This is a genomic window from Sphingomonas sp. CBMAI 2297, from assembly GCF_029870595.1.
Classification (GTDB): domain Bacteria; phylum Pseudomonadota; class Alphaproteobacteria; order Sphingomonadales; family Sphingomonadaceae; genus Sphingomonas.
Window position 1 is genome coordinate 145,807 of sequence record NZ_JAPDIR010000011.1, and the last position, 14,396, is coordinate 160,202.

General features: G+C 69.4%; 18 protein-coding genes. 9 read left to right on the top strand and 9 right to left on the bottom strand.

The window, feature by feature from the left end; translation table 11 throughout:
• Positions 1–13: 13 nt before the first annotated feature.
• Complete coding sequence (locus OMP43_RS16130; RefSeq protein ID WP_280280541.1) at positions 14–313, top strand: hypothetical protein; 300 nt, start codon at positions 14–16, stop codon at positions 311–313.
• Positions 314–640: 327 nt separating this feature from the next.
• Positions 641–1,579, top strand: a complete 939-nt coding sequence (locus OMP43_RS16135; RefSeq protein ID WP_280280542.1) for a DUF808 domain-containing protein — start codon at positions 641–643, stop codon at positions 1,577–1,579.
• Between the two features lie 36 nt (positions 1,580–1,615).
• Here the strand turns inward: OMP43_RS16135 and OMP43_RS16140 are convergent, their stop codons facing one another.
• Entirely contained in the window at positions 1,616–2,692 is a 1,077-nt protein-coding gene (locus OMP43_RS16140) for a 5-(carboxyamino)imidazole ribonucleotide synthase (RefSeq protein ID WP_280280543.1), read from the bottom strand.
• Positions 2,689–3,144, bottom strand: a complete 456-nt coding sequence (gene purE, locus OMP43_RS16145) for a 5-(carboxyamino)imidazole ribonucleotide mutase (RefSeq protein ID WP_280280563.1) — start codon at positions 3,142–3,144, stop codon at positions 2,689–2,691. The genes OMP43_RS16140 and purE overlap by 4 nt, the downstream gene beginning before the upstream one ends.
• Positions 3,145–3,289: 145 nt before the next feature.
• On the opposite strand from purE, the gene OMP43_RS16150 reads away from it, so the two are divergent.
• Positions 3,290–3,619, top strand: a complete 330-nt coding sequence (locus OMP43_RS16150) for a hypothetical protein (RefSeq protein WP_280280544.1) — start codon at positions 3,290–3,292, stop codon at positions 3,617–3,619.
• A 4-nt stretch (positions 3,620–3,623) separates the two neighbouring features.
• On the opposite strand, the gene gpmA is transcribed toward OMP43_RS16150, so the two are convergent.
• Complete coding sequence (gpmA, locus tag OMP43_RS16155) at positions 3,624–4,310, bottom strand: 2,3-diphosphoglycerate-dependent phosphoglycerate mutase (RefSeq protein ID WP_280280545.1); 687 nt, start codon at positions 4,308–4,310, stop codon at positions 3,624–3,626.
• A gap of 68 nt (positions 4,311–4,378) precedes the next feature.
• Between gpmA and OMP43_RS16160 the strand changes: the two genes are divergently transcribed.
• From OMP43_RS16160 to OMP43_RS16170, 3 genes are all read left to right on the top strand, one after another.
• Positions 4,379–5,101 carry a dienelactone hydrolase family protein gene (locus OMP43_RS16160; RefSeq protein ID WP_280280546.1) on the top strand — a complete coding sequence of 241 codons (723 nt, stop codon included), beginning with the start codon at positions 4,379–4,381 and terminating at the stop codon, positions 5,099–5,101.
• A 7-nt stretch (positions 5,102–5,108) separates the two neighbouring features.
• Positions 5,109–6,197: an FUSC family protein gene (locus tag OMP43_RS16165; RefSeq protein WP_280280547.1), complete on the top strand. Its 1,089-nt coding sequence runs from the start codon at positions 5,109–5,111 to the stop codon at positions 6,195–6,197.
• 175 nt (positions 6,198–6,372) lie between these two features.
• Positions 6,373–7,362: a sigma factor gene (locus tag OMP43_RS16170; protein ID WP_280280548.1), complete on the top strand. Its 990-nt coding sequence runs from the start codon at positions 6,373–6,375 to the stop codon at positions 7,360–7,362.
• 27 nt (positions 7,363–7,389) lie between these two features.
• On the opposite strand, the gene OMP43_RS16175 is transcribed toward OMP43_RS16170, so the two are convergent.
• Genes OMP43_RS16175 through OMP43_RS16190 form a run of 4 tightly spaced genes read right to left on the bottom strand, consistent with a single transcriptional unit; the run spans position 7,390 to position 10,642 of the window.
• The gene (locus tag OMP43_RS16175; protein WP_280280549.1) at positions 7,390–7,848 is read right to left on the bottom strand and encodes a GNAT family N-acetyltransferase; all 459 of its coding nucleotides are present in this window, start codon (positions 7,846–7,848) and stop codon (positions 7,390–7,392) included.
• Complete coding sequence (locus OMP43_RS16180) at positions 7,845–8,903, bottom strand: hypothetical protein (RefSeq protein ID WP_280280550.1); 1,059 nt, start codon at positions 8,901–8,903, stop codon at positions 7,845–7,847. The genes OMP43_RS16175 and OMP43_RS16180 overlap by 4 nt, the downstream gene beginning before the upstream one ends.
• A 24-nt stretch (positions 8,904–8,927) precedes the next feature.
• On the bottom strand, positions 8,928–10,046 hold the full coding sequence (locus tag OMP43_RS16185) for a M14-type cytosolic carboxypeptidase (protein ID WP_280280551.1): 1,119 nt from the start codon (positions 10,044–10,046) through the stop codon (positions 8,928–8,930).
• Positions 10,043–10,642: a DUF4136 domain-containing protein gene (locus OMP43_RS16190; RefSeq protein ID WP_280280552.1), complete on the bottom strand. Its 600-nt coding sequence runs from the start codon at positions 10,640–10,642 to the stop codon at positions 10,043–10,045. The genes OMP43_RS16185 and OMP43_RS16190 overlap by 4 nt, the downstream gene beginning before the upstream one ends.
• Before the next feature lie 172 nt (positions 10,643–10,814).
• Between OMP43_RS16190 and ykgO the strand changes: the two genes are divergently transcribed.
• Complete coding sequence (ykgO, locus tag OMP43_RS16195; protein ID WP_086130464.1) at positions 10,815–10,940, top strand: type B 50S ribosomal protein L36; 126 nt, start codon at positions 10,815–10,817, stop codon at positions 10,938–10,940.
• 5 nt (positions 10,941–10,945) lie between these two features.
• Positions 10,946–11,557 carry an HAD-IA family hydrolase gene (locus OMP43_RS16200; protein ID WP_280280553.1) on the top strand — a complete coding sequence of 204 codons (612 nt, stop codon included), beginning with the start codon at positions 10,946–10,948 and terminating at the stop codon, positions 11,555–11,557.
• A 255-nt stretch (positions 11,558–11,812) separates the two neighbouring features.
• On the opposite strand, the gene pyk is transcribed toward OMP43_RS16200, so the two are convergent.
• The gene (pyk, locus tag OMP43_RS16205; RefSeq protein ID WP_280280554.1) at positions 11,813–13,291 is read right to left on the bottom strand and encodes a pyruvate kinase; all 1,479 of its coding nucleotides are present in this window, start codon (positions 13,289–13,291) and stop codon (positions 11,813–11,815) included.
• Positions 13,292–13,367: 76 nt separating this feature from the next.
• Between pyk and OMP43_RS16210 the strand changes: the two genes are divergently transcribed.
• Positions 13,368–13,745, top strand: a complete 378-nt coding sequence (locus OMP43_RS16210; protein WP_280280555.1) for a DUF1244 domain-containing protein — start codon at positions 13,368–13,370, stop codon at positions 13,743–13,745.
• On the opposite strand, the gene OMP43_RS16215 is transcribed toward OMP43_RS16210, so the two are convergent.
• The coding region (locus OMP43_RS16215) for an SGNH/GDSL hydrolase family protein (protein ID WP_280280556.1) at positions 13,708–14,396 on the bottom strand (689 nt) is incomplete at its 5' end. The two genes, OMP43_RS16210 and OMP43_RS16215, sit on opposite strands and share 38 nt — an antisense overlap.

Genomic DNA, 14,396 nt, shown 5'->3' on the forward strand with positions numbered 1-14,396 from the left:
CAGGAGAGTTCTCATGGCGAATGTGGACGGCAGCTGGAACACGGTCGTGAAGTCGCCGCTGGGCGACCAGGCGGCAGTGTTCACCGTGACGACCGACGGCGACACCTTCACCGGCACCTTCGCCGGCGCGATGGGCAATGCCGAAGCCAAGGGCGGCAAGGTCGATGGCGACAAGCTGAGCTGGACGATGGACGTCTCGGTTCCCATGCCGATGACGCTCACGGGCGAGGCGACGGTGGACGGCGACAGCATGGCCGGCACCGTCACCGCGGGGGCGTTCGGCGCCTTCCCGCTCACCGGCACGCGCGCCTGAGCGCACGCGCCCGGACAGGGTAACGAGGCGCCCGTCCCGCACCGCGCGGGGCGGGCGCCTTGCTGTTCGGAGAAGCGCGGAAGCGGGGGCGAACCGCTACCCCCGCTTCCGCAAGACGCGGAGCCGCCGGGCCAGGGGCCCCGCGCCTTCCCGGGCCGGCGCCCGTCGAGCGCACCAGAGCTGGACGCAGGCGCCGGCCGGGCCCGCTTTCTCGCAGCCGGCCGCGCAGTGCCGATGCGGCGGGCAAGGAGAAATGATGCAGGCGGGAGCGTTGCGTGGCTGCGCGGCTCCGCTATGTGCTGAACCCCAGTTCATGAAGGGGGAAACATGCCGGGCGGTCTGGTCGCATTGCTGGATGACGTTGCCGCGCTCGCCAAGCTGGCGGCGGCTTCGCTGGACGACGTGGTGGGGGCCGCGGGGCGTGCGGGCACCAAGGCGGCCGGGGTGGTGATCGACGATGCCGCGGTCACGCCGCGCTATGTCGTCGGCCTCACGCCGGATCGCGAGCTGCCGATCATCTGGAAGATCACGCTCGGCTCGCTCCGCAACAAGCTGCTCTTCATCCTGCCGGTAGCGCTCGCGCTCAGCGCCTTCGCGCCCTGGGCGGTGACGCCGCTGCTGATGATCGGCGGCGCCTATCTGTGCTTCGAGGCGGCCGAGAAGATTGTCGAGGCGCTGGCCGGCCACCATGCCGAGGCGGAAGTCGCGGAGATCGCCACGCCGGTCGAGCTGGAGAAGCGCCAGGTCGCCGGGGCGGTGCGCACCGATTTCATCCTGTCGGCGGAGATCATGGCGATCGCGCTGGCCGAACTGCCGGACGCCTCGCTCGGCATGCGCGCGGCGGCGCTGGCGGCGGTCGCGATCGCGATCACCATCGGCGTCTATGGCGTGGTCGCGCTGATCGTGAAGATGGATGATATCGGCCTGCACCTGAGCAAGCGCCCCTCGGCGATCGCGCAGCGGACCGGTGCGTTCCTGGTCAGGGCGATGCCGGTGCTGCTCCAGGCGCTGTCGCATGTCGGCGTGGCGGCGATGGTCTGGGTCGGCGGCGGCATCCTGCTGCACGGGCTGGAGGTGTTCGGCCTGAACGCAGCGCCGCATTTCGTGCACCACCTCGCCGAGGTGGCGGGCCATGCGGTGCCGTTCGCGCAGGGTTTCGTCCAATGGCTGGTCGGCGCGATCGGGGCCGGGATCTGCGGGATGATCGTCGGCGCGGCGATCGTGGGAGTGCTGCACCTGGTGCCGGGGAAGAAGGCCGCGCACTGAGCCCTGAACTCCCCGCCCTTGCAGGCAGGGGAGGAATCAGCCTCGCCGCACCCTGGTCACATGCCCCATCTTCCGCCCCGGCCGGGCATCGCCCTTGCCATAGAGGTGGAGATGCGTGCCCGGCTCGGCGAGCAGTTCGGGCCAGCGGTTCGCCTGGTCGCCGATCAGGTTCTCCATCTCGACGCCCGCGCCGGTGAGCGCGGTCGAGCCCAGCGGCAGGCCGCAAATGGCGCGGATATGGTTCTCGAACTGCGAGCATTCGGCGCCTTCGATCGTCCAATGCCCCGAATTGTGCACCCGCGGCGCCATCTCGTTGAACACCGGGCCATCGTCGGTCGCGAAGAACTCCAGCGTCAGCACGCCGACATGGCCGAGCGCCTCGGCGACGCGGCCGGCCAGCGTGGCTGCTTCGGTCCAGTGGCGGGCGATCTCGGCGGGGGCGGGCACGGTCGACTTGTCGAGGATGCCGTCCTTGTGCTCGTTCCAGGGCGGCGGATAGCTGGCCAGCGCGCCATCGACGCCGCGCACCGTGATGATCGAGAATTCGTGGCTGAACGTCACAAAGCCCTCAAGGATCGCCGGCCGCTCGCCGATTTCCTCCCAGGCCGAGGCCGCTTCAGCCGCGTCGCGGATGCGCACCTGGCCCTTGCCGTCATAGCCGAGGCGCAGCGTCTTCAGGATCGCCGGCGCGCCGATCTCCGCGATCGCGGCGTCGAGCTGCGCGCGGGTCTCGACCAGCGCCCAGGGCGCGGTGCGCCCGCCGAGCGCGGCGACGAACGCCTTTTCCCGCGCCCGGTCCTGCGCGATCGACAGGCTCTGCGCGCCGGGACGCACCGGCACCTTGCCGGCGAGGAACTCGACCGGCCCGATCGCGATGTTCTCGAACTCATAGGTGATCACGTCGCACTGGGCGGCGAGCTCGTCGAGCACGATGCGGCTGTGATAATCGGCGCGGGTGTAGCTGGAGGCGGTCTGCGCGGCGACGCTCTCTTCGTCGGGCGCGAGCACATGGGTGCGATAGCCGAGCTGCGCGGCGGCGACGGCGAGCATGCGGCCGAGCTGGCCCCCGCCCAGAATGCCGATCGTCGAACCGGGAGGCAGCGCGCCGCTCATTCGGGGTCGGTCGCCACGCTCTCGGTCTGCGCCGCGCGCCACGCCTGGAGGCGCTCGCTCAGCGCTTCGTCCGAAGTCGCCAGGATCGCGGCGGCGAGCAGGCCCGCATTGGTCGCGCCGGCCTTGCCGATCGCCAGCGTGCCGACGGGGATGCCGCCGGGCATCTGGGCGATCGAGAGCAGGCTGTCCATGCCCTTCAGCGCCTTGGACTCGACCGGCACGCCGAGCACCGGCAGATGCGTCATCGCGGCGGCCATGCCGGGCAGATGCGCCGCGCCGCCGGCCCCGGCGATGATCACCTTGAGGCCGCGCCCGGCCGCGCCGGTGGCATAGTCGTAGAGCCGCTGCGGGGTGCGGTGCGCCGAGACGACCTTGGTCTCGTGCGGCACGCCGAGCTTCTCGAGCATCTTGGCGGCGTGGTGCATCGTCTCCCAATCGGAAGTGCTGCCCATGATGATGCCGACCAGAGGTGCCACGTCTTGCCCCGTCTCGTGTGGAAGGCGCGTTCCTAGAGGGGAGGGGCGGGGAGGGCAACCCATCCCGGCTGCGAGAACCGGCCCGCTGGAAGAACCGGCCTCGCCATAATAGCATCGGCCGATGCTGCTCGCTCTCGCCCTGCTCGCCGCCGGTCAAACCCCTTTCCCGACACGGGCAGGGCAATGCCAATGGGTGCGGGGCGGCTTCTACGTGGCCAATGGCAGCGGCATCAACCGGCTCTGGGTCCGCGGCACGAAGCACGTGCTGAATCTGCACGATGCCGATAGCGAGAAAGAGGCGCCGCCGGCGATACGGCGGTTCTGGGACGGTCGCCCATTCGAGCGGCGGCTATGGGGCGAATTCTACGTCTGCGCCCGGGCACGCTATATCCCGGGCCACATGCAGCGCGTCCGCATTCTGCGCACGCGCCGCACCGTGATCACCGGCTGATCGCTCACCGCTCGCTGAGATAATAGCGATCCAGCGCGTTCAGCTGGTCGTCCAGCTCATAGACGATCGGCTGGCCGGTCGGGATCTCCAGGTTCACGATCTCGTCGTCGGGAATGCCCGAGAGATGCTTCACCAGCGCGCGCAGCGAATTGCCGTGCGCGGCGATCAGCACGCGCTTGCCGGCCTTGAGCTCGGGCGCGATCCGCTCGTCCCAATAGGGAAGCACGCGGGCGATCGTGTCCTTCAGGCTTTCGGTCTGCGGGATCGCCACGCCGCGATAGCGCGCGTCCTTGGCGAGGTCCCAGGGCGACCCTTCCTCGGGAAGCGGCGGCGGCACGTCGAAGCTGCGGCGCCAGATCTTCACCTGCTCGTCGCCGTGCAGCGCCGCGGTCTCGGCCTTGTTGAGCCCGGTCAGCCCGCCATAATGGCGCTCGTTGAGCTTCCAGCTCTTCTCCTCGGGCAGCCAGAGCCGGCCCATCGCCTCCAGCGCCAGGTGCAGCGTCTTGATCGCGCGGCTCTGGAAGCTGGTGAAGCACAGGTCGAAGTCGAGTCCCTTTTCGCGCATCAGCGTGCCGGCGGCCGTCGCCTCCTCCACGCCTTGCTCCGTCAGATCGACGTCCCACCAGCCGGTGAAGCGATTCTCGAGGTTCCAGGCCGATTGGCCGTGGCGGATCAGGACGAGCTTGGGCATGCGAACTCCTTGCAACCGGTTGCGAGCGTCCTTAGCGGCAGGAGCGGCGGGGACAAGGGAGACAGGCGATGGCGATCGTTCGGCAGACTCTGGTGTACCAAGGCCCTGGCGGCCCCTTCGAAGGGGTGATCGCCTATGAGGACGAGGTGACGACGCTGCGTCCGGGCGTGCTCGTCCTGCCCAATGTGCTCGGCCAGAAGGAAGCCGACAACGTCCATGCCGAGAACCTCGCCAAGCTTGGCTATGTGGCGCTGGCGGCGGACGTCTATGGTCAGGGCAAGCGCACCCGGCACGGGCCGGATGCGGGAGTCTATATGAACCAGCTCAACGCCGATCGTGCCCTGTTGCGCGACCGGCTCGCCGCCGCGCTCGCCGCGCTTGCCGGCTTCGACCGGGTCGATCCCGCGAAGCTGGCCGCGATCGGCTTCTGCTTCGGCGGCAAGTGCGTGCTCGACATGGCGCGTTCGGGCCTTGCGATCCTGGGCGGCGTCTCGTTCCACGGCGTCTATGACGCGCCCGATTATGCCAGCGTGTCGCCGATCGCGGCCCGGCTGCTCGTCTGCCATGGCTGGGAGGACCCGATCGCGCCGCCCGAAAAGGCCGTGGCGCTGGCCCGGGAGCTGACCGAAGCGGGCGCCGACTGGCAGATCCATGCCTATGGCGGTGCCGGCCACGCCTTCACCGACCGGGACCGCAGGACGGCCACCATCCCGGGCGTGGTCTACGAGCCCCGGGCCGATCGCCGCAGCTGGCAGGCGATGGCCAATTTCCTCGAGGAAGTCTTCGCCTGATCCGATGGTGAAGGCGGCTCCCCGCAAGCGCCTGATCGACCGGGTCACCGCCCGGACCGTCGACGAGGCGGAAGCTGCCGCCTCGGTGCTGCTCGCCATCGCCGCGGCGCACTGGATCGGCGCGGCGAGCGTCTATTGGGCCGCCTTTGCCGGCTATATGGTGATGCGCGGCCATGCGGCGGAGACGCTGGTGCGCGGGCTGCTGCGCATCGCCGGCACCGGCGCGGGCGGGCTGCTCGCGCTCGCCGCCGCGCCGTTCCTGGGCTGGTGGCCGGCCGCGGCGGCTGCGCTGTTCCTGGTCGGCGGCGGCGCCCTCTACGCCGCGATCACGGGCAAGCGCTCCTATGCATGGCTGTTCTTCGGGCTCACCTTCGCGATGGTGGTGCTCGATAAGCTCGCCCATCCCGATGTCGCGCTCGCGCGCTTCGTCGAGACGCGCGTGCTCGAGACGGTGGCGGGGACACTCGCCTGCCTGGCGGTCAGCCTCGCCTCCACGCTCACCCTGCGCCGACGCTGGCCGGCCCGGCCGAGCCCGCGTCCCGCGGCGCTCGGCTGGCATCCCGAGGCCGCGCGCCACGCGCTGCAGGCCGCCACCGCGCTCGCGCTCCTCGTCGGGCTCTCGGCCTGGCTGCGCCTGCCGGCGCTGTCCCAGGCCGCGATCGGGATCATGGCGGTGATGATCGTCCCCGCCGATTCGATCGGGACGAGCGGGCTGCTGCCGGTCAGCCGGCGGCTGGTCCAGCGCTTCCTCGGCTGTCTGGCCGGCGCCGCGCTCGCCGCGCTGATCCTGTTCGTCGCGCATGGATCGCCGATGCTGCTGATCCTTGGCACGATGCTCGGCGTGGTGATCGGCCGCCACCTGGAGAATGGCGACCATCCGCACCGCTATGTCGGCACCCAGTTCGCCCTCGCCATCCTGATCGCGCTGGTGCCGGACAGCTATGCCGATGCGCAGATCGGGCCGGCGCTGACGCGGCTCGCCGGCGTGCTGATCGGTTTCGCGATACTCGAGCCGGTGCTGCTCGCCTGGCACTGGCTCGCCCCGCGCAGGCCGAGAGCAGGGGCGGCGCGAGCCGGCGAGTCGATCGATATCTGAGCGAATGCGCGAGTCGCCGCGATGGTTAACGAAATGCCCCATGGGCAACCCGGATTCGTCCGTAAGGTGCGATTACCCTAAGGGTTCCCGCCAGATTGGCGGGCCCGTTGCCCCCGTTCATATTCCCCGCACGACAGCAGCAGCGCGGGCGCTGCGGCGGCAGGGGATTGCACACATGTCGAAGATCACGATCGCGCTGGAAGCAGCGGTGGCCACCGTCATCGAGAATATGCCGAAGGACGGCGCCGCTCGCACCAACCGCCAGCGCGTCTATGTCGACCGCGCCTTTGCCCAGATCCTCAAGCTGATCGCCCCGCGCATCCGCCACTTCGTCCGCCAGTACGGCCTGACCGCGCACTGGGAAGATGCCGAGCAGTGCTGCGCCATCGCCGTCCACCGCGCGATCGAATCCTATGATCCCACCAAGGCCCAGTTCACCACCTTCGTGAACTGGCAGATCCGCGGCGAGCTCCAGAGCCTGCGCTTCCGCCTGATGACCGACCAGCGACCTTCCGCCAAGAAGGTCGAGGCCACCACCGTCTCGCTCAGCGCCCTCGCCGCCACCGATGGCGACGAGATCGCCCCCGAGGCCATGATCGAGGACGAGGATGCCGTCGCCCGCACCGAGGCCGCCGCTTCCGACTATCTCGCCGAGGGCGCCGTCTCCCAGCTCATCGACGCCTATGTCGACCAGCTCCGCAAGGTCGGCGTCGAGGCACTCCGCCGCCGTCCGCGCTCCGGAGCGAGGGACCGTGGCGAGGGGCCGCGCTTCAAGCGGGCCGATCCCGCCGAGCTGGAGAAGCTCGAGGCCAGGTTGAGCCGCGACCGCGAGATCGTCGCGCGCCGCGTCTTCGACGGGGCCACGCTCGACGAGGTTTCCCTCGACACCGGCGCCACCAAGGAGTGCGTCCGCCAGATCGCCCGGCAGGCGACTAGGCTGCTCACCGGGATCGCCGCAGAGGCGCCGCGTTTCGAAATAATGGCCGACGATGCCCGCCGCGCGGTGCCGCCGGTCCGCCCGCGCCGCGCCGGCGCGGCGAAGGTGCCGCTGCTTCCCGACCCCGGCGCGCTCCACAACCGCCTTGCCCATGTCGAGGCGATCGAGGCGGAACGGGCGGCCTATGTCACGCCCGTCCTGCCGGTCGCCCAGCTGGTGCTGCACTGATCCGGCGCCGGACCCCGACGCCGCGGCCTATACCACGCGCGACAGGAACCGGCTGAACGGGTCCTCGCGATAGTCGCCGAACGGCCCGCATTCGGTGAAGCCGAACTGGCGGTAGAGCGCATGGGCGGCATCGAAGGCCTCGCCCGATCCCGTCTCCAGGCTCACGCGCCGATAGCCCCGCGAACGGGCGGTGCCCAGGATATGCGCGACCAGCCTGGCCCCGGTGCCGCGGCGCAGATGCTCCGAGGCGGTGCGCATCGACTTGATCTCGCCATGCTCCGGATCGAGCTCGCGCAGCGCGCCGCAGCCCAGCAGGTCGTCGCCGTCCCACACGGTCCAGAAGGTCACGTCGGGCCCGGCCAGACCGGAGAAGTCGAGGAAATGCGTGCTGTCCTTGGGCGAATTGGCCAGCATGCCGGCGAAATGCACTTCGAGCAGCGCGCGGACGCGCGCATCGTCGAGCCCGCCTTCGCGGATATCGGTCATTCGAAACGCACCTTGGCGAGATACCTGCTCTCCATCGGCAGGCCGAACACGTCGCTTGCCGGATTGAACCTGGCGCCGCGCATCGCCGCGCACAGCGCCACGTCCGCCGCGTCGCCGCCGGCGGAGAGCGATATCCGGCAATCGGTGACCGCGCCGCTCTGCGACAGGGTGAGCCACGCCTCCGCCGGCGATCCGGCCGCGCCGCGCACGACCAGCTCGCCGGCGCTCGCCGGTGTCGGGCGCTGATAGCTTTCCCGTATCGGCAGCATCGCCTGGGCACCGTCCCGGTTCCAGCGGACGAGCATGGGCAGCTGCGCATAGGTCTGTGCCGGCTCGATCGCATAGGCGCCGGTGCGCGCCGCGTCGCAGCTCGCCGCGTCCAGCCCGGCATCGCCGCTCGATCGCAGCAGCTTGCAGGAGAGGACGGTGCCCGACTCCAGCAACAGCGCGATCGCGCTCTGCCGCCCGTCGCGGACCTTGGAGAAGCGTCGCCACTCGGGCTGGCGAGTCATGGTGGCGATGCCGCGCGCATGGGTCACGGGCCAGCCCATCGGTGCCGGAGGCGCCGGGGGCAGGCCGATCTCCGCCCCCTCGCCTCCCACCGAGAACTGGATCGTCAGCGAGGCCGTGCCGGGCGCGGGCTTGCCGTCGAGGGTGAGCGCGTGGCGGAACTTGCCCCGGCGCCGCAGCACCTCGCAGAATTGCGGGGCGAGCGCGACATGGCCATAGGTGCCCCGGCAATCGGTGATCGCATCCCTGTCGTCGACCGACAGCTCGATCCCGATCTGCCCCAATATGTGCTGGAATCGCGGCTGGAGCTTCTCGCCGCGCGCCTCGGCGCGGAAGCGCTCGGGAATATCGGCGGGCAGGATCCAGCCCCGAGGCTCGCCGACCGCCATCACCGGGCGCAGCTCGCCGGGGCCCGCGACGGCATGTTCCGCCACATAGGTGGCGATCGCCGGCTCGGGCACCGCCCCCGCCTGTGCCTGCGCCTGCACCGGCGCGAGCCACGCGATCAGGGCGGCGGCCCCCGCCGCCATTCTCAGTTCGAGCATCCTTCCCCCGCGATTCCGCTTCCCTCAGATCTCGTCGATAAATCCTGCCAAAGTCTCAAGACAGGAATGCGCCAGCGTCTTGCAGCGCGCGGGCGACCAGGCGAATTCGGGATCGGCGTTCGCGGCATGGTCCTTGAACGGCATTTCCAGCGTCATCGAGACCGCGCCGAACCGCTCGGCGAGCTGGTTGGTCGACATCGAGAGATTCGCCTGGCCGGGCGCCGATTTCTCATAGCCCAGGTCGAGCTGGAAATCGGGCGTCGCCCCGGCGAGGCGGCGGGCATATTCGTAGAATTTCTCGCCATGCGCGTCGGTCCAGGACGCGATGCCTTCGAAGCCGGCGAGGAAGTTGGCGGGAATCGCCTCGTCGCCATGCACGTCGATCGCGAAATCGACGCCGGTCTCGTCCATCGCCGCGCGGACAAGGAACACCTCGGGGCTCTTCTCCATCGTCGGAGCATGCCATTCGCGGTTGAGGTTGATGCCCGCGGCGTTGGTGCGCAGATGCCCGCGGCGCGAGCCGTCCGGGTTCATGTTCGGCACGATGTGGAACACCGCCTTCTCGCGCAGGGCAAGGGCGATCGGGTTGGTCGGGTCGGTCAGGAACTCGAGCGCCCCTTCCATCCACCATTCGGCCATGGTCTCGCCCGGGTGCTGGCGCGCATAGAGCCACACCGTCTTCGGCCCGGTGCCGAGCGTCAGCAGGTCCATCGGCTGGCCGTCGAGCGTCTTGCCCAGCTCGCGGTGCGACACGCCGGGCATCAGCGCCATGCGGCTGACCAGATCGTGGTGCCGCTCCATCGAATAGGGCGCGAAATAGGCGAACCACACCAGGTCGGTATCGATTGCCTTGGTGAAGTGCAGCACGCCGTCGGCATAGGACGAATCGGCGGTGCGCCACGCCTCGCGATCGGTCGACCAGCGCGCCTGATAGTCCGGCCAGCCGAACGCATAGGCAGCGCCGCCCGCGTTCAGCAGGCGGAAGGTGAGCGTGCGCCCCTTCGCCCCGGCCACGCGGAAGTGGAACCACTGGTAGAAGTCCGAGAGGTGATCGGTGACGATCTCGAGGTCGACGCGGTCGCCCTCGATCCCCACGACGCGGATGTTGCCGGAATCGAAGCCGGAATTGATCTGGATGGTCATTTCACCGTGATAGTGATGCCGGACTCGCCGGGGAAGTCCTTGAAAAGCGCCTTGGCCATGCGCGCGGCCGCCGCGCCGGGCTGGTCGGGATCGGTGCCGCTCACGCTGCCGCTCTGCGCGCGGCCTTCCCACACAGTGGTGTTGTCGCTGCGGCGGCGCAGCTGCACCCACAGCTCGGTTTGATAGAGCTCGCGCGTCTTGCCGCCGATGCCGAAGCCGACATCGCCGCCGACACCCACGCCGCCGCGGCGCCCGCCGCTGAAGCCGCCCGCGCCCAGGCCGATGCTGACCGGCGACGGTTCCTTGAACGCGCCCTTGCTGGTGCGACGGAAGCCGACCGCGGCGATATAGCCCGAAGGCATGCTGCTCACCGACTGGACATAGCCCAGCCGTTCCAGCTCGGCGCGCACCGCATCGGCATAGGTCTGATATTCGGGGCCGAACGAATCGGTGTTGGCCATCGGCTCGACCGCGACGGTGGTACGCTCGATCGGCGCGCCCAGATGATAACGGGTGACGTCGATCGGCTGCGGGCGATAGCTGGGGGCACAGGCTCCCAGCGCGGCGAGCAGGGCGATGCTGAGCGGCTTCTTCACGCGGACGAACTCCTGTTTCGCGAACGGAACGTCTCCGTTTGCCCTCCAACACGGATCAGGTCGAGTCGGTTCCGCTGGGCCATGGGGCGACTCCCGCCTTGACTTGGCGGGCATCGGCCACTAGGCGAGCCCCTCTTTCCGGCATTCCTATAGTTTGAGAAGCGAATCGGTCATGAAGATCGTGAATTCATTGAAGTCGCTCAAGGATCGGCATCGCGACAACCGCGTGATCCGCCGTCGTGGGCGCATCTACGTCATCAACAAGACCCAGAAGCGTTTCAAGGCCCGCCAGGGCTGATTCGCGTGGTCCAGCCCCACACCGTCATCTTCGATGTCGGGAAGGTGCTGTTCGACTGGGAACCTCGGTTCCTCTACGAGCGCCTGATCGAGGACGATCGGGCGCTCGAAGCGTTTCTGGCGAGCGTCGTCACCCGGGAGTGGCATTTCCAGCACGACGCGGGGCGTCCGTTCGCGGAAACCTCGGCGGAGCTGGGCGCGCGCTTTCCGGAGCATGCGGCGCTGATCGCCGCCTGGGGGCCGCGCTTCAACGAGACGCTGGGGCTGGCGATTCCCGGCATGACCGCGCTCGTCGAGGCGCTCGACGCCGCCGGCGTGCCGCTGTTCGCGATCACCAATTTCTCCGGCGAGTTCTGGCCGCCGTTCCGCGCCCGCGAAGCCGCGCTGTTCGATCGCTTCCGCGACATCGTCGTCTCGGGCGACGAGAAGCTCGTGAAGCCCGATCCCGCGATCTACGCGCTCGCGCTGCGCCGATTCGGTCTTGAGGGGCCGGACGCGGTGTTCATCGACGACAGCCTGCCCAACGTCGCCGCCGCGGCGGACGCGGGCATCCATGCGCTGCACTTCACCGGCGCGGCCAAGCTGCGTGCCGATCTGGAAGGGCTCGGGCTGCTCTAGGACGAAAGCCCGAACAAGCCGTTGCCCCCGCCTGCGCGCGGATGACAGGGTTTGCTGATCGAGTCGTGACCCCAGGTTGGGAACCCGAACAAGTATCTGATTTTCCACCGTCATCCCGGCCTCGTGCCGGGATCCCGCTGCTTCTTGCCCTGCCGGGATAGCGGGACCCCGGCGCAAGGCCGAGGTGACGAAGGAAGAATAGGAGTTCGGAACCCGGTCTTCTCCCCTCCCTTTCCAGAGAGGGGAGCGCAAGGATCAGATCGCGTCCGGCCCCTCGCGGCCCGGATGGTTCTTCAGCTCGTCGCCGACCAGGGTCACCACGTGCAGCACGTTGGTCGAGCCGGGCGTCCGGAACGGCACGCCGGCGCACAGCACCACGCGGTCGCCCGCTGCGGCGATATGGTGGCGCAGCGCCATCCGCTTCGACTTGGCGACCATCTCCTCGAACGAATCGACGTCGCGCGTGTGGACCGCATGCGTGCCCCAGAGCAGGCCGAGCCGGCGCGCCGTATCGATCTTGGGCGTGAGCACCAGGATCGGCACCGACGGGCGCTCGCGCGCGATTCGCCGCGCGGTCGAGCCGGAGCTGGTGAAGCAGGTGATGCCCGAGGCGGAGACGGTGCGCGCGATGTTCTTCGCGGCTTCGGCCAGCGCGTCGGCGGTGGTGGGATCCGGCCGGGTCACGGTGAAGTGGACGCGGTCGCCATGCGCGGGGTCGCGCTCCACCGCATCGGCGATCGAGTTCATCATCGCCACCGATTCGACCGGCCATTTGCCCGCGGCGCTCTCGGCCGAGAGCATGATCGCGTCGGCACCGTCATAGACCGCGGTGGCGACGTCGGAGACTTCGGCGCGCGTCGGCGACGGGCTCTCGATCATCGATTCGAGCATCTGGGTGGCGACGATCACCGGGCGGCCCATGCGGCGCGCGGTCTCGACGATGCGCTTCTGGAGCGGCGGCACGCTCTGCGGCGGCAGCTCCACGCCCAGGTCGCCGCGCGCGACCATCACGCCGTCGCACTGCTCGACGATCTCGTCGAGGCGGGCGATCGCGCTCGGCTTCTCGATCTTGGCGAGCAGGGCCGCCTTGCCGCCGATCAGGCGGCGGGCCTCCATCAGGTCCTCGGGGCGCTGGACGAAGCTGAGCGCGATCCAGTCGGCGCCCTGCTCCACCGCGAAGGCGAGGTCGCTGCGGTCCTTCTCGGTGAGCGCGGCGAGCGGCAGCACCATGTCGGGCACGTTCAGGCCCTTGTTGTTCGACAGCGCCCCGCCGACCTCGACGATCGTGGTCAGGCGATCCGGCGCGACCGAGACGACGCGCAGCACCAGCTTGCCGTCGTCGAGCAGCAGGCGGGCATTCTCGTGCGCCGCCTCGAAGATCTCGCGGTGCGGCAGCTCGACGCGGGTGGCGTCGCCGGGCGTCTTGTCGCGGTCGAGGATGAACTCGTGGCCGGTGACCAGCTGCACCTTGCCGTCGGCGAACTTGCCGACACGCAGCTTCGGGCCCTGCAGGTCCGCCAGGATCGTGGTCGGGCGGCCATATTTCTGCTCGAGCCCGCGGATCGCCGCGAACAGCGGCACCTTCGATGCCTGGTCGCCATGGCTCATGTTGATCCGGAACGCATCGGCGCCCGCTTCGAACAGCTTGGCGATCATCTCGGGCGTCGCGCTGGCGGGGCCGAGCGTGGCGAGGATGCGAACCTTGCGCGTGCGGGGGCTGATTGCCTTTGTCATCGTTGTCATATCCTCGGCTTGTGCCTCGGTGCCTCTAGCCTCATATCCCGGAGGATCAACCGTGGAGGTGCGATAAATGGACGAACTCGACCAGCTGGACGACGCCGTGGCGGCCAAGGCGTTCCGCAGCGTCGTCCGCCATCTCCGCCACCGCGCTGATGCGCAGAACATCGATCTGATGGGCCTGGCGGGCTTCTGCCGCAACTGCCTGGCCGACTGGATCGTCGAGGCCGACCCGTCGATCGCCCGGGACGATGCGCGCCGCATCGTCTACGGCATGCCCTTCGCGGAGTGGAAGGCGCGCCACCAGGGCGAAGCCACGCCCGATCAGGTTGCCCGGATGGAAGCGAGCCTGAAGCGCAACGCCGCGCTCGACCAGGCGGCGCTCGACGAGGCGCTGGACGAGAGCTTCCCGGCTAGCGACCCGCCTTCGATGACCGAGCCGGGGCGCTGACCGCCGGCCTGGCCGGGTTGGCGGCCGGCGCCGGGAGCTTCCACTTCATCGCCTTGGCCACCGCGGCGCGCCAGATATCATAGCCTGCGCGGGTCATGTGCAGGCCGTCCTCGCGATAGAGCTCGGGGCGCGGCTTGCCGTCGGGGCCCAGCATCGCGGGGAAGATGTCGACATAGCCGAGCCGCCGGTCGGTCGCGACATAGTCGCGCACCAGCGTGTTGGTCGTGCGGATCCCGTCGATCAGCCGCCAGCGCGACGGGCTGGGCTTGATCGCGACGAACAGGACGCGGGTGCCGGGAAGGCGGAAATGCACCTTGGTCACCAGCGCCTCGAAATCGGAGAGCACTTCCTCGGGCGTGTGCCCGGCCTCCAGGTCGTTGTCGCCGGCATAGAAGACAATGGTCTTCGGCGCATGGGGCATCACGATCCGGTCGAAATAGCGGACGCTGTCGGGGATGGTGGAACCGCCAAAGCCCCGGTTGACGACATTGTGGCCGGGGAAATCGCGCGCGAGATCGGTCCACATCCGGATGCTCGAGCTGCCGAGGAACAGCACCCCGCCCCTTGCCGGCCTGGCCGCGGCATCGCGGGCCTCGAACGCGGCGATCTCCGCGGCGAAGGGCTGCTTGTCGGCCGGGGCCGGGGCTGGGG

Excerpts from the sequence above, each read along its gene's own strand:
- OMP43_RS16130 (WP_280280541.1), top strand. The coding sequence starts at position 14 with ATGGCGAATGTGGACGGCAGCTGGAACACGGTCGTGAAGTCGCCGCTG.
- OMP43_RS16135 (WP_280280542.1), top strand. The coding sequence starts at position 641 with ATGCCGGGCGGTCTGGTCGCATTGCTGGATGACGTTGCCGCGCTCGCC.
- OMP43_RS16140 (WP_280280543.1), bottom strand. The coding sequence starts at position 2,692 with ATGAGCGGCGCGCTGCCTCCCGGTTCGACGATCGGCATTCTGGGCGGG.
- purE (WP_280280563.1), bottom strand. The coding sequence starts at position 3,144 with ATGGGCAGCACTTCCGATTGGGAGACGATGCACCACGCCGCCAAGATG.
- OMP43_RS16150 (WP_280280544.1), top strand. The coding sequence starts at position 3,290 with ATGCTGCTCGCTCTCGCCCTGCTCGCCGCCGGTCAAACCCCTTTCCCG.
- gpmA (WP_280280545.1), bottom strand. The coding sequence starts at position 4,310 with ATGCCCAAGCTCGTCCTGATCCGCCACGGCCAATCGGCCTGGAACCTC.
- OMP43_RS16160 (WP_280280546.1), top strand. The coding sequence starts at position 4,379 with ATGGCGATCGTTCGGCAGACTCTGGTGTACCAAGGCCCTGGCGGCCCC.
- OMP43_RS16170 (WP_280280548.1), top strand. The coding sequence starts at position 6,373 with ATGTCGAAGATCACGATCGCGCTGGAAGCAGCGGTGGCCACCGTCATC.
- OMP43_RS16175 (WP_280280549.1), bottom strand. The coding sequence starts at position 7,848 with ATGACCGATATCCGCGAAGGCGGGCTCGACGATGCGCGCGTCCGCGCG.
- OMP43_RS16180 (WP_280280550.1), bottom strand. The coding sequence starts at position 8,903 with ATGCTCGAACTGAGAATGGCGGCGGGGGCCGCCGCCCTGATCGCGTGG.
- OMP43_RS16185 (WP_280280551.1), bottom strand. The coding sequence starts at position 10,046 with ATGACCATCCAGATCAATTCCGGCTTCGATTCCGGCAACATCCGCGTC.
- ykgO (WP_086130464.1), top strand. The coding sequence starts at position 10,815 with ATGAAGATCGTGAATTCATTGAAGTCGCTCAAGGATCGGCATCGCGAC.
- pyk (WP_280280554.1), bottom strand. The coding sequence starts at position 13,291 with ATGACAAAGGCAATCAGCCCCCGCACGCGCAAGGTTCGCATCCTCGCC.
- OMP43_RS16210 (WP_280280555.1), top strand. The coding sequence starts at position 13,368 with ATGGACGAACTCGACCAGCTGGACGACGCCGTGGCGGCCAAGGCGTTC.